The following is a 16853-nucleotide window of genomic DNA, read 5'->3' as shown; positions in this document are numbered from 1 at the left end:
AGCAAACCATGGTCACCCTGAACTGCGACATGGGGGAAAGTTACGGCAACTGGCGCTTCGGCGACGATGCCGGCATCATGCCTCATATCGATTGCGCCAACATCGCCTGCGGCTTCCACGCCTCCGATCCATGGACGATGCTGAAGACCGTGCGGCTCGCGCTTTCTCATGGAAAGCAGGTTGGCGCGCATCCCTCCCTTCCCGATCGCGAGGGGTTCGGTCGGCGCGAAATGAAACTTCAGCCGGAGGAACTGACAGCCGCCTTCCTCTACCAAATCGGTGCGCTGACAGGAATTCTGGCCGCCGAGGGCGGGCAACTCAGCCATGTCAAACCGCATGGCATCATCTACGGCATGGCCGCGCACGACATGGACACTGCGCGGGCGATTGCCGCGGCGGTCAAGCCGTTCGGCATTCCGCTCTTCGGCATGGCGGGAACCTGTCACGAGACGGCAGCAGCTGAACTCGGCGTTGCCTTCGTGGGCGAGTTCTTTCCCGATCTTGCCTACGCTCCCGGCGGCAGCCTGATCATCCCGCGCGTACAGTCGGCCATCGACCTGACGCTTGCCGAGCACCGAATGGTGGGGGCGCTTACCCGACGCGAACTCGTCACGACAGACGGCACGATCCGCCCGGTCGACTTCGACACCGTCTGCATCCACTCCGATCCGCCGAATGCGCGCGACGTCGCCGCGCTGATGCGGCGGATCATCGACACCCATTCGACAAGCCTCCCATGATTCATTTTTCCGAATCGTGAAAGCTCCACGCACGGGATCGAGGACCATCTCGAACTCACTGCCCGAACCATTCCACAAGCCGCTGAGGACTTCCATGGACGCGCTTTCCAACTCTCTCGCCGCCGCCGACATCGCCACCACAATGCACCCCTACACCAACCTGCGTCAGCACGAACAAACCGGGCCGCTGATCATCAGCCGCGGCGACGGCATCCGAGTGTATGACGAGCGCGGCAAGGAATACATCGAAGGGCTCGCGGGGCTGTGGTCGGTGGCCGTTGGCTTTTCGGAAAAGCGGTTGGCCGACGCTGCCTATCAGCAAATGCTGAAGCTGCCTTACTACCACATCTTCTCCTCCAAGGCGCATGAGCCGTCCATCCGGCTCGCGGAGAAACTCGTGGAGATGACGCCGGAAAACCTGACGCGTGTTTTCTTCACGTCGTCGGGCTCGGAAGCCAACGACACCATCGTCAAGATGGTGTGGTTCATGAACAACGCGCTGGGCCGGCCCAAAAAGAAGAAATTCCTGGCACGGACCAAGGGCTATCACGGCATCACCGTCGCCTCCGGCAGCCTGACGGGCCTGCCGATCAATCATCGCGACTTCGATCTGCCGGCGATTCCCGTTCGCCACCTGACCTGCCCGCACTTCTATCGTTTCGGCTTGGAAGGCGAAGACGAAGCCGCCTTCACGGCGCGTCTGCTCGCCGAGCTGGAAGCTGTGATCGCGGAAGAAGGGGCTGACACTATCGCAGCCTTCATAGGAGAGCCGCTTATGGCAGCCGGCGGCGTTCTGCCACCGCCGGTCGGGTACTGGGAAGGCGTGGAGAAAATCTGCCGGGCAAATGATATCATTCTGATAGCAGACGAGGTGATCTGTGGTTTCGGGCGGCTCGGCACGCCCTTTGGCTGCCAGAAATTCAGCTTCACGCCCGATATCATGACGCTTTCCAAGCAAATTACCTCCTCCTACATGCCGCTGGCCGCGGTGATGTTCTCGGAGGCGATCTATCAGGCGATCGCCGACAACACCGCAACGATCGGCAATTTCGGCCACGGCTTCACGGCGTCGGGTCATCCGGTCGCCACGGCAGTGGGTCTCGAAAACCTCGCCATCTTCGAGGAGCGGGACTTGATCGGAAACGCGGCCCGCCTTGAGACGTCGTTCCAGCTCGGCATCCGCTCATTCGCCGATCACCCACTTGTCGGCGAAGCGCGGGGCACCGGTCTTATCGGCGCCGTTGAGTTGGTGGCAGACAAGGCGACGAAACGCCCCTTCGCCAAGGTTGGGTGCGCAGGGACTATCGCAGGAGGGATCGGCCACGAGGAAGGCCTCATCTTCCGCGCCATCGGCGACCAGCTCGCGCTCTGTCCGCCGATGATCTCGACAGAAGACGATGTGAAGGAAATCATGACGCGCATGGGCCGGACGCTTGAGCGTCTGACCGGTGCGGTCGCCAAGGAGGGACTTGAATGACTCGCATGAAAGCCGAACCGGTCGTCCATATCGACGACGAACGCTTCCGGGTCACCGAATGGCGCTTTGCCGCCGGGGCCGAGACCGGCTGGCACATCCATGGCTATGACTACGTCATCGTGCCGCTTACGGACGGCAAGCTCGGTCTCGAAGGCCCGGACGGCGCGCAATCGCAAGCCGCTCTCACCCAAGGGGTGCCCTATTCGCGGCGGACAGGTGTGGCTCACAACGTCATCAATACCGGCAATGCGCCGCTCGCATTCTTGGAGGTTGAGGTCGTGGAGGCTGGCGACCTCACAGCCAGGCGGCTCGCCGTGCTCGACCGGTTCCTCGCGGCCTGGAACGCCCGCGACGTGGGCGCGCTGATGGACTGCATGGCTGAGAATTGCGCTTTCCACGGCTCGGCCGGCCCCGATGCCGAAGGGCGCAAGCATATGGGGCGTGACGCCGTGCGCGTCGCCTATGCAGCGCTGTTCGATGCCTTCCCGAAAGCCGTGTGGACCAGGGGACGACACGTCGTGACGGGCGACACCGGGCTTTCATCATGGCGCTTCGTCGGCACCACGGCAGCCGGGCAGCAAATCGAAGTCGACGGCTGCGATATCTTCGCTTTTTCGGGGGAGCTCATAGCGCTCAAGGATTCCTACCGCAAAGCGCGAGGGTAGCGAAAATCTGAATTCATCGGCAATGAGGGCGGTCCAAGCGGGCCGCCCTCCTTTTTTGTTCAAAGGCAAGATACTCAAAAGACGAAAGGCCCTGTCGTCCCAAAGCAACAGGGCCTTTCGCATATCAAGGGCGGGATTATCCGCCCCATCTTCTCCTACTTGAGCAAGGCTTCCATCGGTACCGGCTCGGAAATCGTCCAGTTGCCTACAACACCCGGCTTGCCGGCCTTGGTCTCGACGATCAGGTACCGCGTCTGGTTCTGGTGATGCAGTTCGGGCGTGAAGGTGCGAGGCCCGAACAGCGTCGGCTCATTCTTCATCTTTTCCAGTTCCGCGACGACCGCGTCGGCATCGGTCGTGCCTGCACGCTCGACCGCCTTGGCCCAGACGTCGACCATGACGTAACCCGGAAAAACATACTGGCTCGAGGGATCGGCGCCTGTCTTCTCCTTGTATGAGGCATTGAACTTCAACACGGCCGGATTGGGATCGTCGCCATAGATCGATCCCTGAACGGGGACGTAGAAGTTCGTCAGATCGGACACGGCCGAGAGCCAATAGCTACCGTCGACGCCCGAGCCGTTCAGGATCATGGAGTTGATACCCGCGGCGCGAAGCTGCTTGATGGCTGAGACAGCGCCCGGCATCATCGTGCAAAGCATGATCGCATCCGGCTCCTTCGGCAGAGACTTGATGCGGGTGATCTGCGCGGCGATGGAGGCGTCCTCGTTCTTGAAGGTGTCTTCACCGACAAGCTTGGCGCCCTGGGCTTCGAGCTTCGGCATCATCCAGTCGAAGCCGTCGCAGATGCCCTTGTTGTAGGCCGTCCAGGTATCGAGCAAACGGTAGAAGTCCTTTGCGCCCTTTTCCTTGAATGCCCACTCGGCCATGGTCGCTCCCTGCACGGCCGCCAGCACCGACGCAGAGAAGCTGTGCGGGCCGACACCCTGGATACCGGCCTTGACCGATTCCGCGCACAGGAAGAAAGAGATATGGCCGGCGTCCTCGGCCGCGAGCGCAGCCGGCGATCCGAAGTCGTAGTCGCAGGAGACGACCACGAGATCGGCGTCCTGGTCGAGCACGGAGAGGCCCGCCTTGGCGCCTTCGGCCCGGTCGGACTTGGTGTCGGCCTTGACAACCTTGATCTGCTTTCCAAGCAGACCGCCAGCCGCATTGATCTCGTCGATGCGAATCAAGGCCGCCTCCTGGGCAGGCTTGTCATAGGCTTCCATGAAGCCAGACTCCGCAGTGGCGAAGCCGATGACGATAGTCTCGTCATCCGCCAGGGCCGGGTATGCGATGGACATCGAGGCCAGAGCGGTTGCGACAATTCTCATTTTGTATGTCATGCACGTCTCCTTTTTTGTTTTCCGGTCGGGCTTGTGCCGCCGGTCACTTGTTGCGACTGCTGCGGGGTAAGGTGAGCTCGCGGTTGCCCATGAGTCCGGACGGGCGAAGCGCGAGGATCACGATCATGATGACGCCGAGGGCTATTTCCTGAACCCCTTTCGGGAGGGCGAACGTGGACTCGCCGAGCGATACGCCTGCCTCCAGCCAGCGCAGCGCCTGGATGAGGGCGGACAGCAGGACGACACCCACCACACCCCCCGACAGGCTGCCCATGCCGCCGACGACGAGCATGGAAAGGGTGATGAAGGTGAGACCGAGATAGAATGTATCGGGTGTGACCACGCCGATGGAATGAGCCATGAGCGCACCGCCCAGTCCCATCACCGCGCCTGATACGACGAACGCCACCAGTCTTTCCCTGGGAATGTCGACTCCGGAAGCCGCGGCGGCGGTGGGCTCATCGCGGGCAGCACGAAGGGCCAGGCCGGACCGGGAGATCGCGTGCGCCCAGGCGATGAAGATTGCGACCACGGCGCCGATGAGATACGGCCAGATCACGCGCACGATCGGAATGCCGACGACCGATGAGGTCGCTCCGGTCACGCTCTCCCAGTTGGAATAAATTGTGTTGATCATGGCGAGCATCGCGAAGGTCGCGATCGATGCTGCGATGCCCGATAGCCGCATCAGCACCCGCCCGAAAATGAGAGCGGCGAGGGCGGCGAACAACGCCGCCAGCACAGCCGATTGCCAGTACGGCAAACGGGTCGCCAGCAGCCATTCGGGCAGTCCCGGCAACGAACCGCGTTTCATCATCGGATTGATGGTGAGCCACGCGGCCGCGTAGGCGCCAAGGCAGGTGAAGCCGATATTGCCGAAGCTGAGAACGCCCGAATTTCCGATAAAAATGTATAGGCCCACGACGAGGATGACACGGACGAACACGTCGATCACAGTCTGGTTGAAGGGCCGCGATCCGGTCATCACCGTGATCAGCGCGATGGCCAGCAGCAGCAGAGAAAGCAGGACCGGCGTCAGGATTGTGCGGCGGGCAAGCGCGAAGCGGGCGGGCTTTCGCTCGGCAGCCGCGGCACCGGCAGCGGTAGAGTTGGCAAGGGAGGCGGCGACAGCCATGAAATCAGACCCTTTCCTTGGTGCCGCGCGCGGCAATGAGCCCTTGCGGGCGGAAGAGGAGAACGAGGATGACCGCTCCATAGACAAAGGCATCGCGGAATGGCCGGGCGTCGATGGGCAGCATGACCTGCATGATCACCGAGGCGGCACCCAGCAGGAAGCCGGCGAGCACGGCCCCCCCGAGGCTGCCGAGGCCGCCAATGACGGTGGCGATGAAGGCCATCAACATGATCGAGGCGCCCATCTGGATGTCCAGCGTGCCTGTCTGGGCGCCAAAGATCAGCGCAATGGCTGCGGCCAACGCGCCGGAGAGGGCGAACGCTCCCATGATAACCCGGTTCGCACGCACACCCAGCATGCGGGCCATCGAGAAGTTCTCGGCCGCCGCCCGCATCTCCAGGCCGAAGCGGGTTTGACGCAGGAACAGTGTCAGGCCGATCAGGATGACCATCGTAGTGACGATCGTTATGAGCTGGAGGAGGGGAAGCCGGGCACCAAGGATCTCCACCGGTTGGGACAGTTCGGGCAACAGCGAGATCGATTTCGGCCGACTGGAGAAAAGCATGAGCAGGAAGTAGCGAATTACGAAACCGAGCGCGAAGGAGGCGATCATCATGGTTGCCGGATTTGCCTGGCGGAACCGCCTGAAGACGACGATTTCGCACAGCACCGACAGCCCGGCCCCGCAGAGGAGCACGAAGGGCACCAGCAGGTACCACGGCAATTGGCCGGCGAAGACGATGGCCATTGCGTCCGTAGACGGCCACAACAGGGCGAAGACGCAGAACGCGATGACGTCGCCATGCGCGAAGTTCACGAGCCGCATGACGCCGAAGATGAGGGCAATGCCGAGCGCCCCGAGCGCGTAGAGCGAACCAAGCGAGAGTGCGTCGAACAGGATCTGAAGCATCTCAATTGTCCTCGTAACCGAAATAAGCAGCCTGGATCGCCTCGCCGTTGCCGAGCGTCCGGGCGTCGCCATCGAGCACGATCTGTCCGCCACGCATCAGGATCATCCGCCCGCCCACCATCATCGCCCGGGCCGAGCTCTGCTCAACGATCAGGAGCGTGAGCTGGCGCTGCGCACGCAGCGCGATCAGCCGCTCGTAGACCTGGTCGTTGATGTTGGGGGCGAGGCCCAGCGAAGGCTCGTCGATGGCTACAAGCCGCGGATTGGTCATCAGCGCGCGTCCGATGACCAGCATTTGCTGCTGCCCGCCGGACAGCAATCCCGCCTGCCCGTGCCGCCTCTCTTTCAGCATCGGGAAGGTTGCGTAGACGGCTTCGAGCTCGTCGGCAGCTCGGCTGCGCCAGCCGCGTTCGCGGGCGTGCATGCCAGTTCCGACCAGGAGGTTCTCTTCGGTCGTCAGCGAGCCGAAGACATCGCGCCCCTCCGGGACCATGGAGAATCCGAGCCGGGCGATGTTCTCCGGCGCCTGGCCGGTGATCTCATGACCTGCAAGATCGATTCGGCCGCCCGCAACCGGCGTAACACCGGCGATCGCGCGCAGCAGTGAAGACTTCCCGGCTCCGTTCGGGCCGGTGATGAACAGGATCTCTCCCTCGTCCATGGAGAAGGAGACATTGCGGACCGCCGTGAGACGGCTGTAGCGGATGGTGATATCGGAAAGGGCGAGCAGGCTCATTCCATCGCCTCCAGCACAGGCAGGTCGGTGTTCGCGGCCGTGCCCATATAGGCGTGGCGCACCTTCTCGCTGTCGCGGATCGCGGCGGGCGGGCCTTCCTCGATGATCGCTCCGGAATCGAGCACGACGATATGCTCGCAAAGGCCGAGCACCAGCCCGACATTGTGCTCGATGAGCAGGACACCGCAGCCGAGATCGGCGGCGATGTGTCTTATCAGGGCCGACAGCTCCCGCGCCTCCAGCGCGCTCATGCCAGCCGCGGGCTCGTCGAGCAGGATGTATGCGGGCCGTCCCATCAGGGCGCGGCCAATGGCGACGCGGCGCTCGTCCGTATATGGCAACGTCCCGGCGATGCGGGTGCCCAGCGCACCGATGCCTATCCAGTCTAGCATCGCTTCCGCTTCGGCGATGGCAGCGCGCCGGCTCATTCCCAGACCAACGCCGGTTACCTCCAGGTTGTCCAGCACAGGCAGGTCGCGGAAGAGCCGCCCACCCTGGAAGGTGCGGGCGATGCCGCGCCGCCGGACCTGATGCGGCTTGAGACCCGTGAGTGCTGCCCCGTCGAGCTTGATGGTGCCTTCCGTTGGTGCCTGGAAGCCGGTCAGCACGTTGACGAGTGTGGTCTTGCCGGCGCCATTCGGGCCGATAAGGCCACTGATGCGGCCGGGCGTGATTTGGAGGTCTACCGATGACAGGGCCTTCAGCCCCGCAAACGATACCGAGACGTTCTCCGCGCTCAGATGACTCATGTCCCTTTCCTTCTTTTTACCGACGGAAAGGCGCGAAGCATCCAGCCTTGCGGCCAGTCACGTTGCAAATGTCTTCCCCTGTCGGTTCCGGCGGTCTCTAGCGGACTGCTCGGATGCCAAATTCACGCCGTTGCCCGGCGTCGTCTTGTCGTTTCGCGCACCGGATTTTGTCTTCCGCCACGCGCGGTCGGTTTTGGCCGACCGATCTCCTCGCCTCCGGCTCCTCTGCCGGCATTTTTCCCGGCTGACGTCAGCCGGCCAGATGCCTTTCAGCACGCGCCAGCGCGGCGCGCTGTTCGGTTCGCGCGGCAAGCGCGTCTTCCAGCGTCACCGGAACGAAGCGCGCCGGGGTGTGCGGCTGGAGCTGGGCGATCAGGTCCATGTCGGCCGATATTACCACGCCCAGCATCATGTACCCGCCACCCGAAACTGCGTCCCGGTGAAGAACGATCGGCTCTGTGCCACTCGGCACCTGGACGGATCCATAAGGATAGCAGGCATCGACGATGTTCGAGGGGTCGGAGCCTGCACCGAAAGGCTGCTCGCGCTCAACGAACTCCAGCGCCGTTCCGCCACGGAAGCGATAGCCGATGCGGTCAGCTTCGGGCGCGACCTTCCAGGTTTCCTCAAAGAACCGGTTGCCGGCAGCTTCAGTGATCCGATGCCAGTACATGCCGGGCAGCATTCTGAGTTCCGCCAAACTACTCCGCGCGCGGCGCAGATTTGCAGGCAGCGAAAGACCGGCTTTGCCGGAACCTTCGCCGACGGGAAGCTCATCGCCCGCCTTCAGCGTGCGGCCCTGATGGCCGCCGAGTGCGCCCAGAATGTAAGTTGAGCGCGAACCGAGAACCACCGGTACGTCGATGCCGCCGGAGACGGCCAGATAAGCGCGCGCGCCGCCCTTGAGGAAGCCAAAGGAAAGCCGGTCACCCGCCTTCACCGGAAAACTTTCCCAGGTCGGCCGTTCCTCGCCATTAAGTTTGGGTGGGAGGTCTCCTCCCGTGACGGCGATGATTGCGGATTGGGTGAATTCGAGTTCGGGGCCCATGAAGGTGGCTTCGAGCACCGCAGCATCCGGATCGTTTCCGACAAGCAGGTTTGCGATGCGTGTGGCAAAGCGGTCCATGCCGCCGCCTTCGGGAATGCCAACATGATAGTGGCCTGGTCGGCCAAGGTCCTGCACGGAAGTGGACAGGCCGGGAGAGATTACCTTAACGGCCATTGATAAGCTCCATCAGCTTTGCATTGGTGCCGTAAATATCGCTGTTGAAGTCCTTTAGGCTGAAGGTGCACTCGCGAACCGTCGGCTGCCACCGATTGGCTTCGATTTCCTCCAGCGTGGCGTCGTAGTCATCGCGGCCAATGGCCTTGAACTTGACGATGTCGCCTGGCTTGAACAGGCACATGTCATCGGAGAGGTAGCGCACCTTCCTGGTCGGGTCGTAGATCGGGGCCGGGGTTATGCCATACATCTGGTAGCCGCCAGCGCCGCGCACCGAATAGATCGCTGCAAAGCAGCCGCCATGGCCAATGGTGAGCTTGGGAGTGTCGGTGCGTGGACGCAAGTATTTCGGCGCCTGAATCTGTTTCTTGCGCTCAACCATCTGGTACAGGAAGGGCAGTCCAGCGACGAAGCCGACCATGGATACGAACCAGGGCTGGCCGGAATAGGCAGCGATAAACTCTTCCACCGTGGCGTAGCCGTTGATGCGTGCCGAATATTCAAGATCGGTGGAGGACGGGTCCTGATGGCGCTCGCGGAAGCGCAAGCAGGTTTCACGCGTCCACGGATCCTGGAAATAAACCGGCAGTTCGATGATCCGGGTCTTCAGCACCGGGTCTGCCTTTGAGGCCGCCTCTTCCATCGACTTCAGTTCGCTGAGCAAATCCTGGGGCTTGACGATGTCGGGGTTGAAGCGAATCTGGAAGCTGGCGTTGGCTGGGCAGATCTCGGTGACACCTCGGATGCCTGCCGTACGCACCGCGTTGGTCATCGAAAGGCCGGTAAAGAAGGAGGTGAGCGACATTTCCTCGGACACCTCGCCGAAGATATGTTCGTCACCGCCGAAGTTGAATCGTATCGACATCGATCCTCCTTAACCCGCCAATGCTGCGGCGTTTTCGATGAGCCAGCCTTCCAGCCAGCGGGTATGCACGTCTCCCGCCCGCACCGCCGGATCGGCGGCCAGCGCAAGAAACAGCGGCTTGGTGGTATTGAGCCCGCCGATCTTCAACTCGTTGAGCGCGCGGATCAGGCGCACTATCGCCGCCTCGCGCGTCTCTGCATGCACGATCAGCTTGGCAAGCAGCGAGTCATAAAAGGGCGGCACCTGATAGCCTTGGTAGAGCATGGAATCGAAGCGTACGCCCGGACCGCCGGGAATGCGAAGCTCGGCCACCTGCCCGGGGAATGGAGCGAACTCCTTCGCCGGGTCTTCGGCATTGAGCCGGACTTCGATCGCATGCCCCTTGACGGAGACATCGCCTTGCCGAATCCGCAGCTTCTCGCCGCCGGCGATGCGAAGCATCTCCGCAACGAGGTCGATGCCGGTGATCGCCTCGGTGACCGGGTGCTCAACCTGGATACGGGTATTCATCTCGATGAAGTAAAAGCGGTCTGCTTCATCGTCATAAAGATACTCCACCGTGCCGGCACCAGAGTATTTGACCGCCTTGGCCAAAGCGACCGCCGAAGCGCAGAGCTCCTCGCGCAGCCTGTCGGAAAGTGCGCGCGACGGCGCCTCCTCCCAAACCTTCTGGCGTCGCCGCTGCAGCGAGCACTCCCGCTCGTAGCAGTGGATGGCATCGCTTCCGTCTGCCAGTACCTGCACTTCGATATGGCGGGCCTTGCCGATCACCTTTTCCATGTAGAGACCACCGTCGCCAAAGGCGGCGAGAGCTTCTGCTTCGGCCTGAGGAAAGGCTTGTTCGAACTCTGCGAGCGAGTTCGCAATGCGGATGCCCCGCCCGCCGCCGCCCGCCGCAGCCTTGATCATCACCGGAAAACCGGTTTCGGTCAGCACCTCGTGGCCAGCCTTGAGGCCCTCGACCCGGCCAGCCGAGCCAGGCACCACAGGGACACCTGCAGCGGCAGCGGCCGATCGCGCCGAGACCTTGTCTCCCATCATCCGGATCGCATCTCCCGACGGGCCGACGAAGACCAATCCAGCGCCTGTGACCGCGTCGGAAAACGCGGCATTCTCGGCAAGGAAACCATAGCCAGGATGAACGCTGTCGCAACCGGTGTCGCGGGCAGCCTTCAGAATTGCTTCGACGTTGAGATAGGACTTCTTTGCTGCCGGTGGGCCGATGTTGACCGCTTCGTCTGCAAGCTGGACGTGGAGCGATCCCGCGTCTGCGGCCGAGTACACCGCCACGGTGGCGATGCCCAGATCTTGTGCGGCCCGGATGATCCTGACCGCTATCTCGCCCCGGTTGGCAACCAGAAGCTTTTTCAGCATCAGTCGAGATCCGCAATAGGTGCGCCGGCCATGATGGGGTCCTCATTGTCGGCAATGAAGCGGATGTTCGTACCGGCCGTCTCGGCCCTCACTTCGTGGAACGACTTCATCACTTCGATGAGACCGATTACGTCTCCGGCGGAAACCGCGTCGCCATCCGCCTTGTAGGGCGGCTGGTCGGGCGAAGCGCTCCGATAAAAGGTGCCGGGAAGAGGCGAAAGGATCTGGGCCATAAAAAGCTCCGGAAAACTGCTGACAGGCTAATTTGTAACCGCCTGCGCGGGCGGTTTCGGTCGACTTCAGTGCCAAGGGGCGATTGCAGTGCGCACGGCCCTGGCTATTTCGATGGCGTTCGGCGTATCGGAATGCACGCAGATGGTTTCGCAGCGCACAGGGAAGAAACTGCCGTCCTCTGCCGTGCCCTCACCCTCGCTGATGGCGCGCACGCAACGCTCGGCCATCTCTGCGGGGTCCTTGGCGTCATGAACGCGTGTCAGAATCAGCTTGCCGGAGGCATCGTAGTCGAGATCGGCATAGAACTCGGCGACGAATGGGATACCGCGCTCTTGATAGATCTTCTCGTGCAGGGTGCCCGTCATGCCGAAGAGGGGTACGCCGAAAACCTCTGCCGCGTCGCACACGCCATGGGCGACGGCCTCCTGCTGCATGGCCATGAAGTAAAGGCTGCCATGCGGCTTGATATGGTGGAGTTCCACACCCTCGGCCTTGAGGAAGCCGGCAAGCGCTCCCACCTGGTAAACGATGGTGTTCCTGACTTCGTCGCGGGTCATCCGCATCTCGCGCCGTCCGAAACCCTGAATGTCCGGCAAGCCTGGATGGGCGCCGATCTTTACGCCACTCGCCTTGGCGCTGCGGACGGCGGCGTGCATGTGATCCGGATCGGAAGCGTGAAAACCACAGGCGATATTGGCAACGTCGATGATCGGCATCATGCCCACATCATCACCAACCTTGTAGAGGCCAAAGCTTTCGCCCATGTCGCAGTTTAGCGTCACCGCCATCGCATTGTTACCCCTCGAAGCTGCCGTCTTTGCGGCGTTGCAGCATTTTTTGCGCATGCGCGGGCATTTGTGAAATAGTAGTTTATTGATTGTCATATCAAAAAAACAGATAATGGTTCTGGGCCGGAGCGCACCATGACCATCACCTTGAAACAGCTTGATTATTTTATCGCGACCGCCGAGAGCGGACAGGTCAGTCATGCCGCGGTGGAACTCAACATCTCACAATCGGCGGTCACTGCGGCGATAAAGACGCTTGAGGCTGACCTGGGCGTACGGCTTTTGGAGCGTAACCACGCTGGCGTAAGATTGACGATGGAGGGCGCGCGGTTTCTTGAACATGCGCGTGTTATCACCGGGGCGGTCGCAGCCGCCGTCCGAAGTCCGTTGCGCGATAGGAAAGGCCTGGCGGGCAAGCTGCGGCTGGGCATGACCTACACGGTCGTCGGCTACTACATGTCGCGCCACTACGCGCGGTTTCGAAAGACCTATCCCGAGATCGAGGTCGAGGTGCTGGAACTGCCCCGAGACGCTCTCGAAAGCGGCTTGATGTGCGGGGACATCGACATGGCCGTGATGCTGGTGTCCAACCTGGAGCACACCGAGGAATTGGCGCAGGAGGTCTTGATGCGGTCGAACCGCCGGCTCTGGCTTTCGGCTGATCATCATCTGCTCGCGCGGCAGGAAATCAGCCTCGCCGATGTGGCGGCGGAAGATTATGTCATGCTGACGGTGGACGAGGCACGCACGACGGCCGCCCGTTACTGGGATGCCGCGGGCCTTTCGCTCCGCGCCGTCCTTACCACCAGTTCGGTCGAGGCCGTGCGGTCGCTCGTGGCTGCCGGCATGGGGGTCACTGTCCTGTCTGACATGGTTTACCGCCCCTGGTCCCTGGAGGGGCAGCGCATCGAAGTGCGCGGGCTTGTCGAGCCGATCCCCACTATGGATGTCGGCCTGGCTTGGTCGCGTGACAGACCAATCGACCCGGCGGCAGCGGCCTTCCGGGCCTTCATGTCCGTGACCATGGGCGGCGGCGGCTAACCGCCGGCCCGTCAGACAGACGCTCTACCTCAGGCTCGCTGGTTGGACAGCGGATGGTCGTGAAATAGTCCGCGACGATCGCGTCCTTCTGCTCATCGGTCCAGTCACCAGCCACGGGCGCCCGGCATGGTCGGCGGGGCAGGAGGGCTGGACTATGCCAGCAGCTGCGTCGGCACGCCGAGCATCGGACCGGCCTCGGCAAGCCGCTGGTCGAGCGTGTGTACCGTGGCGCCATGCTCCGACGCTGTCGCTAGATGCAGAGCATCGCCGGCGCGAAGTCCGAGCGTATGCTGATCGGCGAACTTCGCCGCCGCCCGGAAATGCCCGCCCGTCACTGGCAGCACGTTGAAGCTCTCGGCGATCAGCTTGTTGAACATGGCGAGCGCCGCCGCGCGCTGCTCCAGGTTGACCTGCCCGGTCCGCAGCTTGATAGCCATCGCCGAGGACATCTCGGTGATGGTCCAGTCGCTGATCAGAAGCGGGGTTCTTCAGCCCATTCCATCCTGCGAACCTACTGCCGTGACGGAGAACAAGCTGTCCTCCAAATTGCACGCTTCGCGATGCACGCCCCTGATCGCTCGCCAGCACAAAGCCCGTGAGTCTTTAGGAGATGTAATATGATGATCGATCAAACTTCCTGCGAACTCCGTGATGTACACAGTTGGACTAGTGACGGATCGTTGATCCCGGACTGGGTGTGCAGTCAGCGATGACTGTGTCCTCGCTGACCTCGGTAAGCGCTTGCGCCACCGGTCGCCGCCTTCTCGTTGTCGACGAGATCCGCCTCGTTCCGCTTCACCGACATCGACATGGCGCAGCTCTGCGCGTCGAGCGGCGCCATCGCTTCCCGCCAGGAGGCGCCTGGGAGCGGCTTCCCACTGGCGAGCCACGCTACAGGCGTCGCGAGTTGGTTCCGCGCCCGCCGGCGCGGTCGTCCGGGCTGAACCATTGCGCGACCATGTTCAGCGTAGGATTTCCTGCATTCTCGAGCTGACGGTCTGAAGCGCCGAGAGATAGCGCGCTGCGAGCTCTTCGATCGGCTCGCTGCGGGCCGGCAACCCGAGATTGACGGCAGCGACGATGACACGGCGTGCCGTCACCAGGGGAACCGCGATGGAGCGGAGGCCGACCTCGACCTCTTGGTCGATGACGGCATAGCCTTCTGCCCGAACGCGAGCCAGCTCGGCCATGACCGCCTCGGGCTCCGTAAGCGTATGCGGGGTGCGACGGGGCAGGGGGACGGAACCGAGCCGCTCCCGCGCCTGGGCCTCGGGCAGGGCGGCGAGCAGCACACGGCCCATCGAGGTGCAATAGGCCGGCAGGCGCGAGCCGGGCATCAACGTGATCGACATCACCTTTCGCTGCGCCGCGCGGGCGACATAGACGATCTCGGCGCCATCGAGGATCGAGACCGAGGAGCTTTCCCCGATCTCGTCGGACAACTGGTCGAGCAACGGCTGCACGAGTTGCGGCAGCGGCATGGTGGCGAGGCAAGCCGTGCCCAGCCGCAGCACGCGCGGGGTCAGCGTGAAGAACTTCCCGTCATAATCGGCATAGCCGAGATGTGCGAGCGTCAGCAGGCACCGCCGTGTCGTCGCCCGATCTAGCCCGGTGGCCGCCGCGACCTTGGAGATCGACTGGCGCGGGTGGTTGGGGCTGAACGTCTCGATCACAGCCAGGCCCTTGGCGAGGCCGCTCATCAGGTCGCGTTCGGTGACGGTCATGCTGCTTCTTACCTCAATCTTGAGCGATATGCGAACAAATGCATCATATCGCACAAGCTGAATGGACGGAAGCTCGGGCCGGGCCTATCCCTCGCTTTGCCGCAGGCGTTTTGTGCCACGGAACTGAGAGGAACTCGGATGGACAAGACAGTCGCAGACCCCGCCACGGCGGTGGCGGGGATCGGAGACGGCATGACCGTGATGATCGGAGGCTTTGGGGGGGCGGGTTCGCCCATCGAGTTGATCCACGCGCTCATCGACCGTTTCCGCGCCACGGGGCACCCGAAGGACCTGACGATCATCAACAACAATGCGGGCAACGGCCATGTCGGCCTCGCCGCGCTGATCGGGGCCGGGATGGTGAAGAAGCTGATCTGCTCCTTCCCGCGCTCTGCTGATCCGGTGGTGTTCACCGATCTCTATCTGTCCGGGAAGATCGAGCTGGAGCTGGTGCCGCAGGGCACGCTTGCCGAGCGCATCCGCGCGGGTGGGGCAGGAATCCCGGCCTTCTATACGCCGACGTCCTACGGAACGGATCTCGCGAAGGGCAAGCCGGTCGCTGAATTCGACGGACGGTGCTATGTGCAGGAACGCTGGCTCAAGTGCGATGTAGCGCTCGTGAAGGCGGAGATTGCCGACGCCCATGGCAATCTCACCTATCGGGCGGCCGCGAGGAACTTCAATCCGCTGATGTGCATGGCGGCGGCGGAGACCGTCGTGCAGGCGACGCGGATCGTGCCGGCGGGAGGGATCGACCCCGAAATCGTCATCACCCCCGGCATCTTCGTCCAGAAGGTGGTCGCGGTCGCCCATCCGCGGCAGGAAGAAGATCTGAACCGCGCGAACGCCGTCTATCCGGAAATTGCCTGAGATGATTGTGAAGCTGACCAACAACCAGATCGCCTGGCGCGCCGCGCAGGACATTCAGGACGGCGCCTATGTCAATCTCGGCATCGGCTTTCCCGAGAAGGTGGCGCAGTATCAGCCGCCCGGTCGGGAGGCGATCTTTCACACCGAAAACGGCATCCTGAACTTCGGCGAGCCTCCGCCGAAAGGCGAAGAGGACTGGGATCTAATCAATGCCGGCAAGAAGGCGGTGACGCTGAAGCCTGGCGCCGCGTTCTTCCACCACGCGGACAGCTTCGCCATGGTGCGGGGCGGCCATCTGGATGTGGCGATCCTCGGCGCCTATGAGGTAGCCGAGAGTGGCGACCTCGCCAACTGGTCGACAGGGCCAAATGGGGTGCCGGCGGTAGGCGGCGCGATGGACCTCGTCCATGGTGCCCGGCGCGTTGCGGTGATTACCGATCACGTGACGAAAGACGGCAAGCCGAAGCTTCTGAGGCGCTGCACCCTGCCTCTGACCGGCGTCGGCTGCGTGACGCGCGTCTATACCTCGCTTGCGGTGATCGACATCGAGGGCGGGCGCTTCGTCCTGCGCGAGAAGCTGCCCGCATTGTCCCTCGATGATCTGCAGGCCGTCACTGGCGCCGAATTGCTGGTGACCGGCACTGTTGCCGACCTGATCGTCCCGGAACTCTAGGATGACGGACGTTTTCATTGGCGACTATATCCGCACGCCGATCTGCCGCTTTGGCGGGGCACTCTCTTCGGTACGGGCCGACGTTCTCGGCGCCATTCCGCTCAAGGCGTTGCTAGCGCGCAACGGCGGCGTCGATTGGGAGGCCGTGGACGATGTAATCTTCGGCTGCGCCAATCAGGCGGGCGAAGACAATCGCAACGTGGCGCGAGCATTTTGCAGCCAAGTGGAATCAATTGGCGTCGCAGAAATGCAGCTAAAACAAATATATAGAGCGGGATGTTCAGTTTAATTTGAATGCATC

19 protein-coding genes and 1 pseudogene are annotated in these 16853 nt (G+C 62.6%); 7 read left to right on the top strand and 13 right to left on the bottom strand.

Annotation, left to right across the window (positions count from 1 at the left end):
• Window positions 1-8 precede the first annotated feature (8 nt).
• The 3 genes from EJ075_RS04740 (at window position 9) to EJ075_RS04730 (ending at window position 2882) form a co-directional block, all read left to right on the top strand.
• Window positions 9-740 carry a LamB/YcsF family protein gene (locus EJ075_RS04740; protein ID WP_126103564.1) on the top strand — a complete coding sequence of 244 codons (732 nt, stop codon included), beginning with the start codon at window positions 9-11 and terminating at the stop codon, window positions 738-740.
• A gap of 94 nt (window positions 741-834) precedes the next feature.
• Window positions 835-2217 carry an aspartate aminotransferase family protein gene (locus tag EJ075_RS04735; RefSeq protein WP_126103563.1) on the top strand — a complete coding sequence of 461 codons (1383 nt, stop codon included), beginning with the start codon at window positions 835-837 and terminating at the stop codon, window positions 2215-2217.
• Window positions 2214-2882 (top strand): nuclear transport factor 2 family protein, encoded by a 669-nt coding sequence (locus tag EJ075_RS04730; protein ID WP_126103562.1) that lies wholly within the window; start codon window positions 2214-2216, stop codon window positions 2880-2882. The genes EJ075_RS04735 and EJ075_RS04730 overlap by 4 nt, the downstream gene beginning before the upstream one ends.
• A 155-nt stretch (window positions 2883-3037) precedes the next feature.
• Here the strand turns inward: EJ075_RS04730 and EJ075_RS04725 are convergent, their stop codons facing one another.
• The 10 genes from EJ075_RS04725 to EJ075_RS04680 form a co-directional block, all read right to left on the bottom strand.
• Entirely contained in the window at window positions 3038-4231 is a 1194-nt protein-coding gene (locus EJ075_RS04725; RefSeq protein WP_126103561.1) for an ABC transporter substrate-binding protein, read from the bottom strand.
• Between the two features lie 43 nt (window positions 4232-4274).
• Complete coding sequence (locus tag EJ075_RS04720) at window positions 4275-5366, bottom strand: branched-chain amino acid ABC transporter permease (RefSeq protein ID WP_126103560.1); 1092 nt, start codon at window positions 5364-5366, stop codon at window positions 4275-4277.
• Window positions 5367-5370: 4 nt separating this feature from the next.
• Entirely contained in the window at window positions 5371-6276 is a 906-nt protein-coding gene (locus EJ075_RS04715) for a branched-chain amino acid ABC transporter permease (protein WP_095483664.1), read from the bottom strand.
• Between the two features lies 1 nt (window position 6277).
• On the bottom strand, window positions 6278-7012 hold the full coding sequence (locus EJ075_RS04710; protein WP_013533157.1) for an ABC transporter ATP-binding protein: 735 nt from the start codon (window positions 7010-7012) through the stop codon (window positions 6278-6280).
• Window positions 7009-7761: an ABC transporter ATP-binding protein gene (locus tag EJ075_RS04705; protein ID WP_095483665.1), complete on the bottom strand. Its 753-nt coding sequence runs from the start codon at window positions 7759-7761 to the stop codon at window positions 7009-7011. Before EJ075_RS04705 ends, EJ075_RS04710 begins: the two co-directional genes overlap by 4 nt.
• Before the next feature lie 250 nt (window positions 7762-8011).
• Window positions 8012-8983: a biotin-dependent carboxyltransferase family protein gene (locus EJ075_RS04700; RefSeq protein ID WP_126103559.1), complete on the bottom strand. Its 972-nt coding sequence runs from the start codon at window positions 8981-8983 to the stop codon at window positions 8012-8014.
• Entirely contained in the window at window positions 8973-9848 is an 876-nt protein-coding gene (locus tag EJ075_RS04695) for a carboxyltransferase domain-containing protein (protein ID WP_126103558.1), read from the bottom strand. The genes EJ075_RS04700 and EJ075_RS04695 overlap by 11 nt, the downstream gene beginning before the upstream one ends.
• Before the next feature lie 9 nt (window positions 9849-9857).
• Window positions 9858-11222 carry an acetyl-CoA carboxylase biotin carboxylase subunit gene (locus EJ075_RS04690; protein WP_095483668.1) on the bottom strand — a complete coding sequence of 455 codons (1365 nt, stop codon included), beginning with the start codon at window positions 11220-11222 and terminating at the stop codon, window positions 9858-9860.
• Window positions 11222-11455 carry an acetyl-CoA carboxylase gene (locus tag EJ075_RS04685; protein WP_013533152.1) on the bottom strand — a complete coding sequence of 78 codons (234 nt, stop codon included), beginning with the start codon at window positions 11453-11455 and terminating at the stop codon, window positions 11222-11224. Before EJ075_RS04685 ends, EJ075_RS04690 begins: the two co-directional genes overlap by 1 nt.
• A 66-nt stretch (window positions 11456-11521) precedes the next feature.
• The gene (locus EJ075_RS04680) at window positions 11522-12244 is read right to left on the bottom strand and encodes a LamB/YcsF family protein (protein WP_126107237.1); all 723 of its coding nucleotides are present in this window, start codon (window positions 12242-12244) and stop codon (window positions 11522-11524) included.
• Window positions 12245-12379: 135 nt separating this feature from the next.
• Here EJ075_RS04680 and EJ075_RS04675 point away from each other — a divergent pair, with 135 nt between their 5' ends.
• On the top strand, window positions 12380-13285 hold the full coding sequence (locus EJ075_RS04675) for a LysR family transcriptional regulator (RefSeq protein WP_095483669.1): 906 nt from the start codon (window positions 12380-12382) through the stop codon (window positions 13283-13285).
• Between the two features lie 152 nt (window positions 13286-13437).
• Here EJ075_RS04675 and EJ075_RS04670 read toward each other — a convergent pair.
• The 3 genes and pseudogenes from EJ075_RS04670 to EJ075_RS04660 all read right to left on the bottom strand — a co-directional run.
• Window positions 13438-13764, bottom strand: a pseudogene (locus EJ075_RS04670) (type II toxin-antitoxin system VapC family toxin); the annotation flags it as partial.
• A 224-nt stretch (window positions 13765-13988) separates the two neighbouring features.
• Window positions 13989-14126, bottom strand: a complete 138-nt coding sequence (locus EJ075_RS33345) for a hypothetical protein (RefSeq protein WP_206437534.1) — start codon at window positions 14124-14126, stop codon at window positions 13989-13991.
• A gap of 121 nt (window positions 14127-14247) precedes the next feature.
• A complete protein-coding gene (locus EJ075_RS04660) occupies window positions 14248-15009 on the bottom strand; it encodes an IclR family transcriptional regulator C-terminal domain-containing protein (protein ID WP_126103556.1) in 762 nt (253 codons plus the stop codon).
• A 138-nt stretch (window positions 15010-15147) separates the two neighbouring features.
• Here EJ075_RS04660 and EJ075_RS04655 point away from each other — a divergent pair, with 138 nt between their 5' ends.
• From EJ075_RS04655 to EJ075_RS04645, 3 genes are read left to right on the top strand one after another with little or no spacing between them, the layout of a single operon-like run.
• Complete coding sequence (locus EJ075_RS04655; RefSeq protein ID WP_126103555.1) at window positions 15148-15879, top strand: 3-oxoacid CoA-transferase subunit A; 732 nt, start codon at window positions 15148-15150, stop codon at window positions 15877-15879.
• A gap of 1 nt (window position 15880) precedes the next feature.
• Window positions 15881-16552, top strand: a complete 672-nt coding sequence (locus tag EJ075_RS04650; protein WP_126103554.1) for a 3-oxoacid CoA-transferase subunit B — start codon at window positions 15881-15883, stop codon at window positions 16550-16552.
• A 1-nt stretch (window position 16553) separates the two neighbouring features.
• On the top strand, window positions 16554-16841 hold the full coding sequence (locus EJ075_RS04645; protein WP_206437533.1) for a hypothetical protein: 288 nt from the start codon (window positions 16554-16556) through the stop codon (window positions 16839-16841).
• Window positions 16842-16853 lie beyond the last annotated feature (12 nt).

This window comes from Mesorhizobium sp. M6A.T.Cr.TU.016.01.1.1, from assembly GCF_003952585.1.
In the GTDB taxonomy this organism is placed as follows: Bacteria; Pseudomonadota; Alphaproteobacteria; order Rhizobiales; family Rhizobiaceae; genus Mesorhizobium; species Mesorhizobium mediterraneum.
Note: the sequence above shows the minus strand (reverse complement) of the source record. Positions and strands in the feature narration are given on the sequence as shown.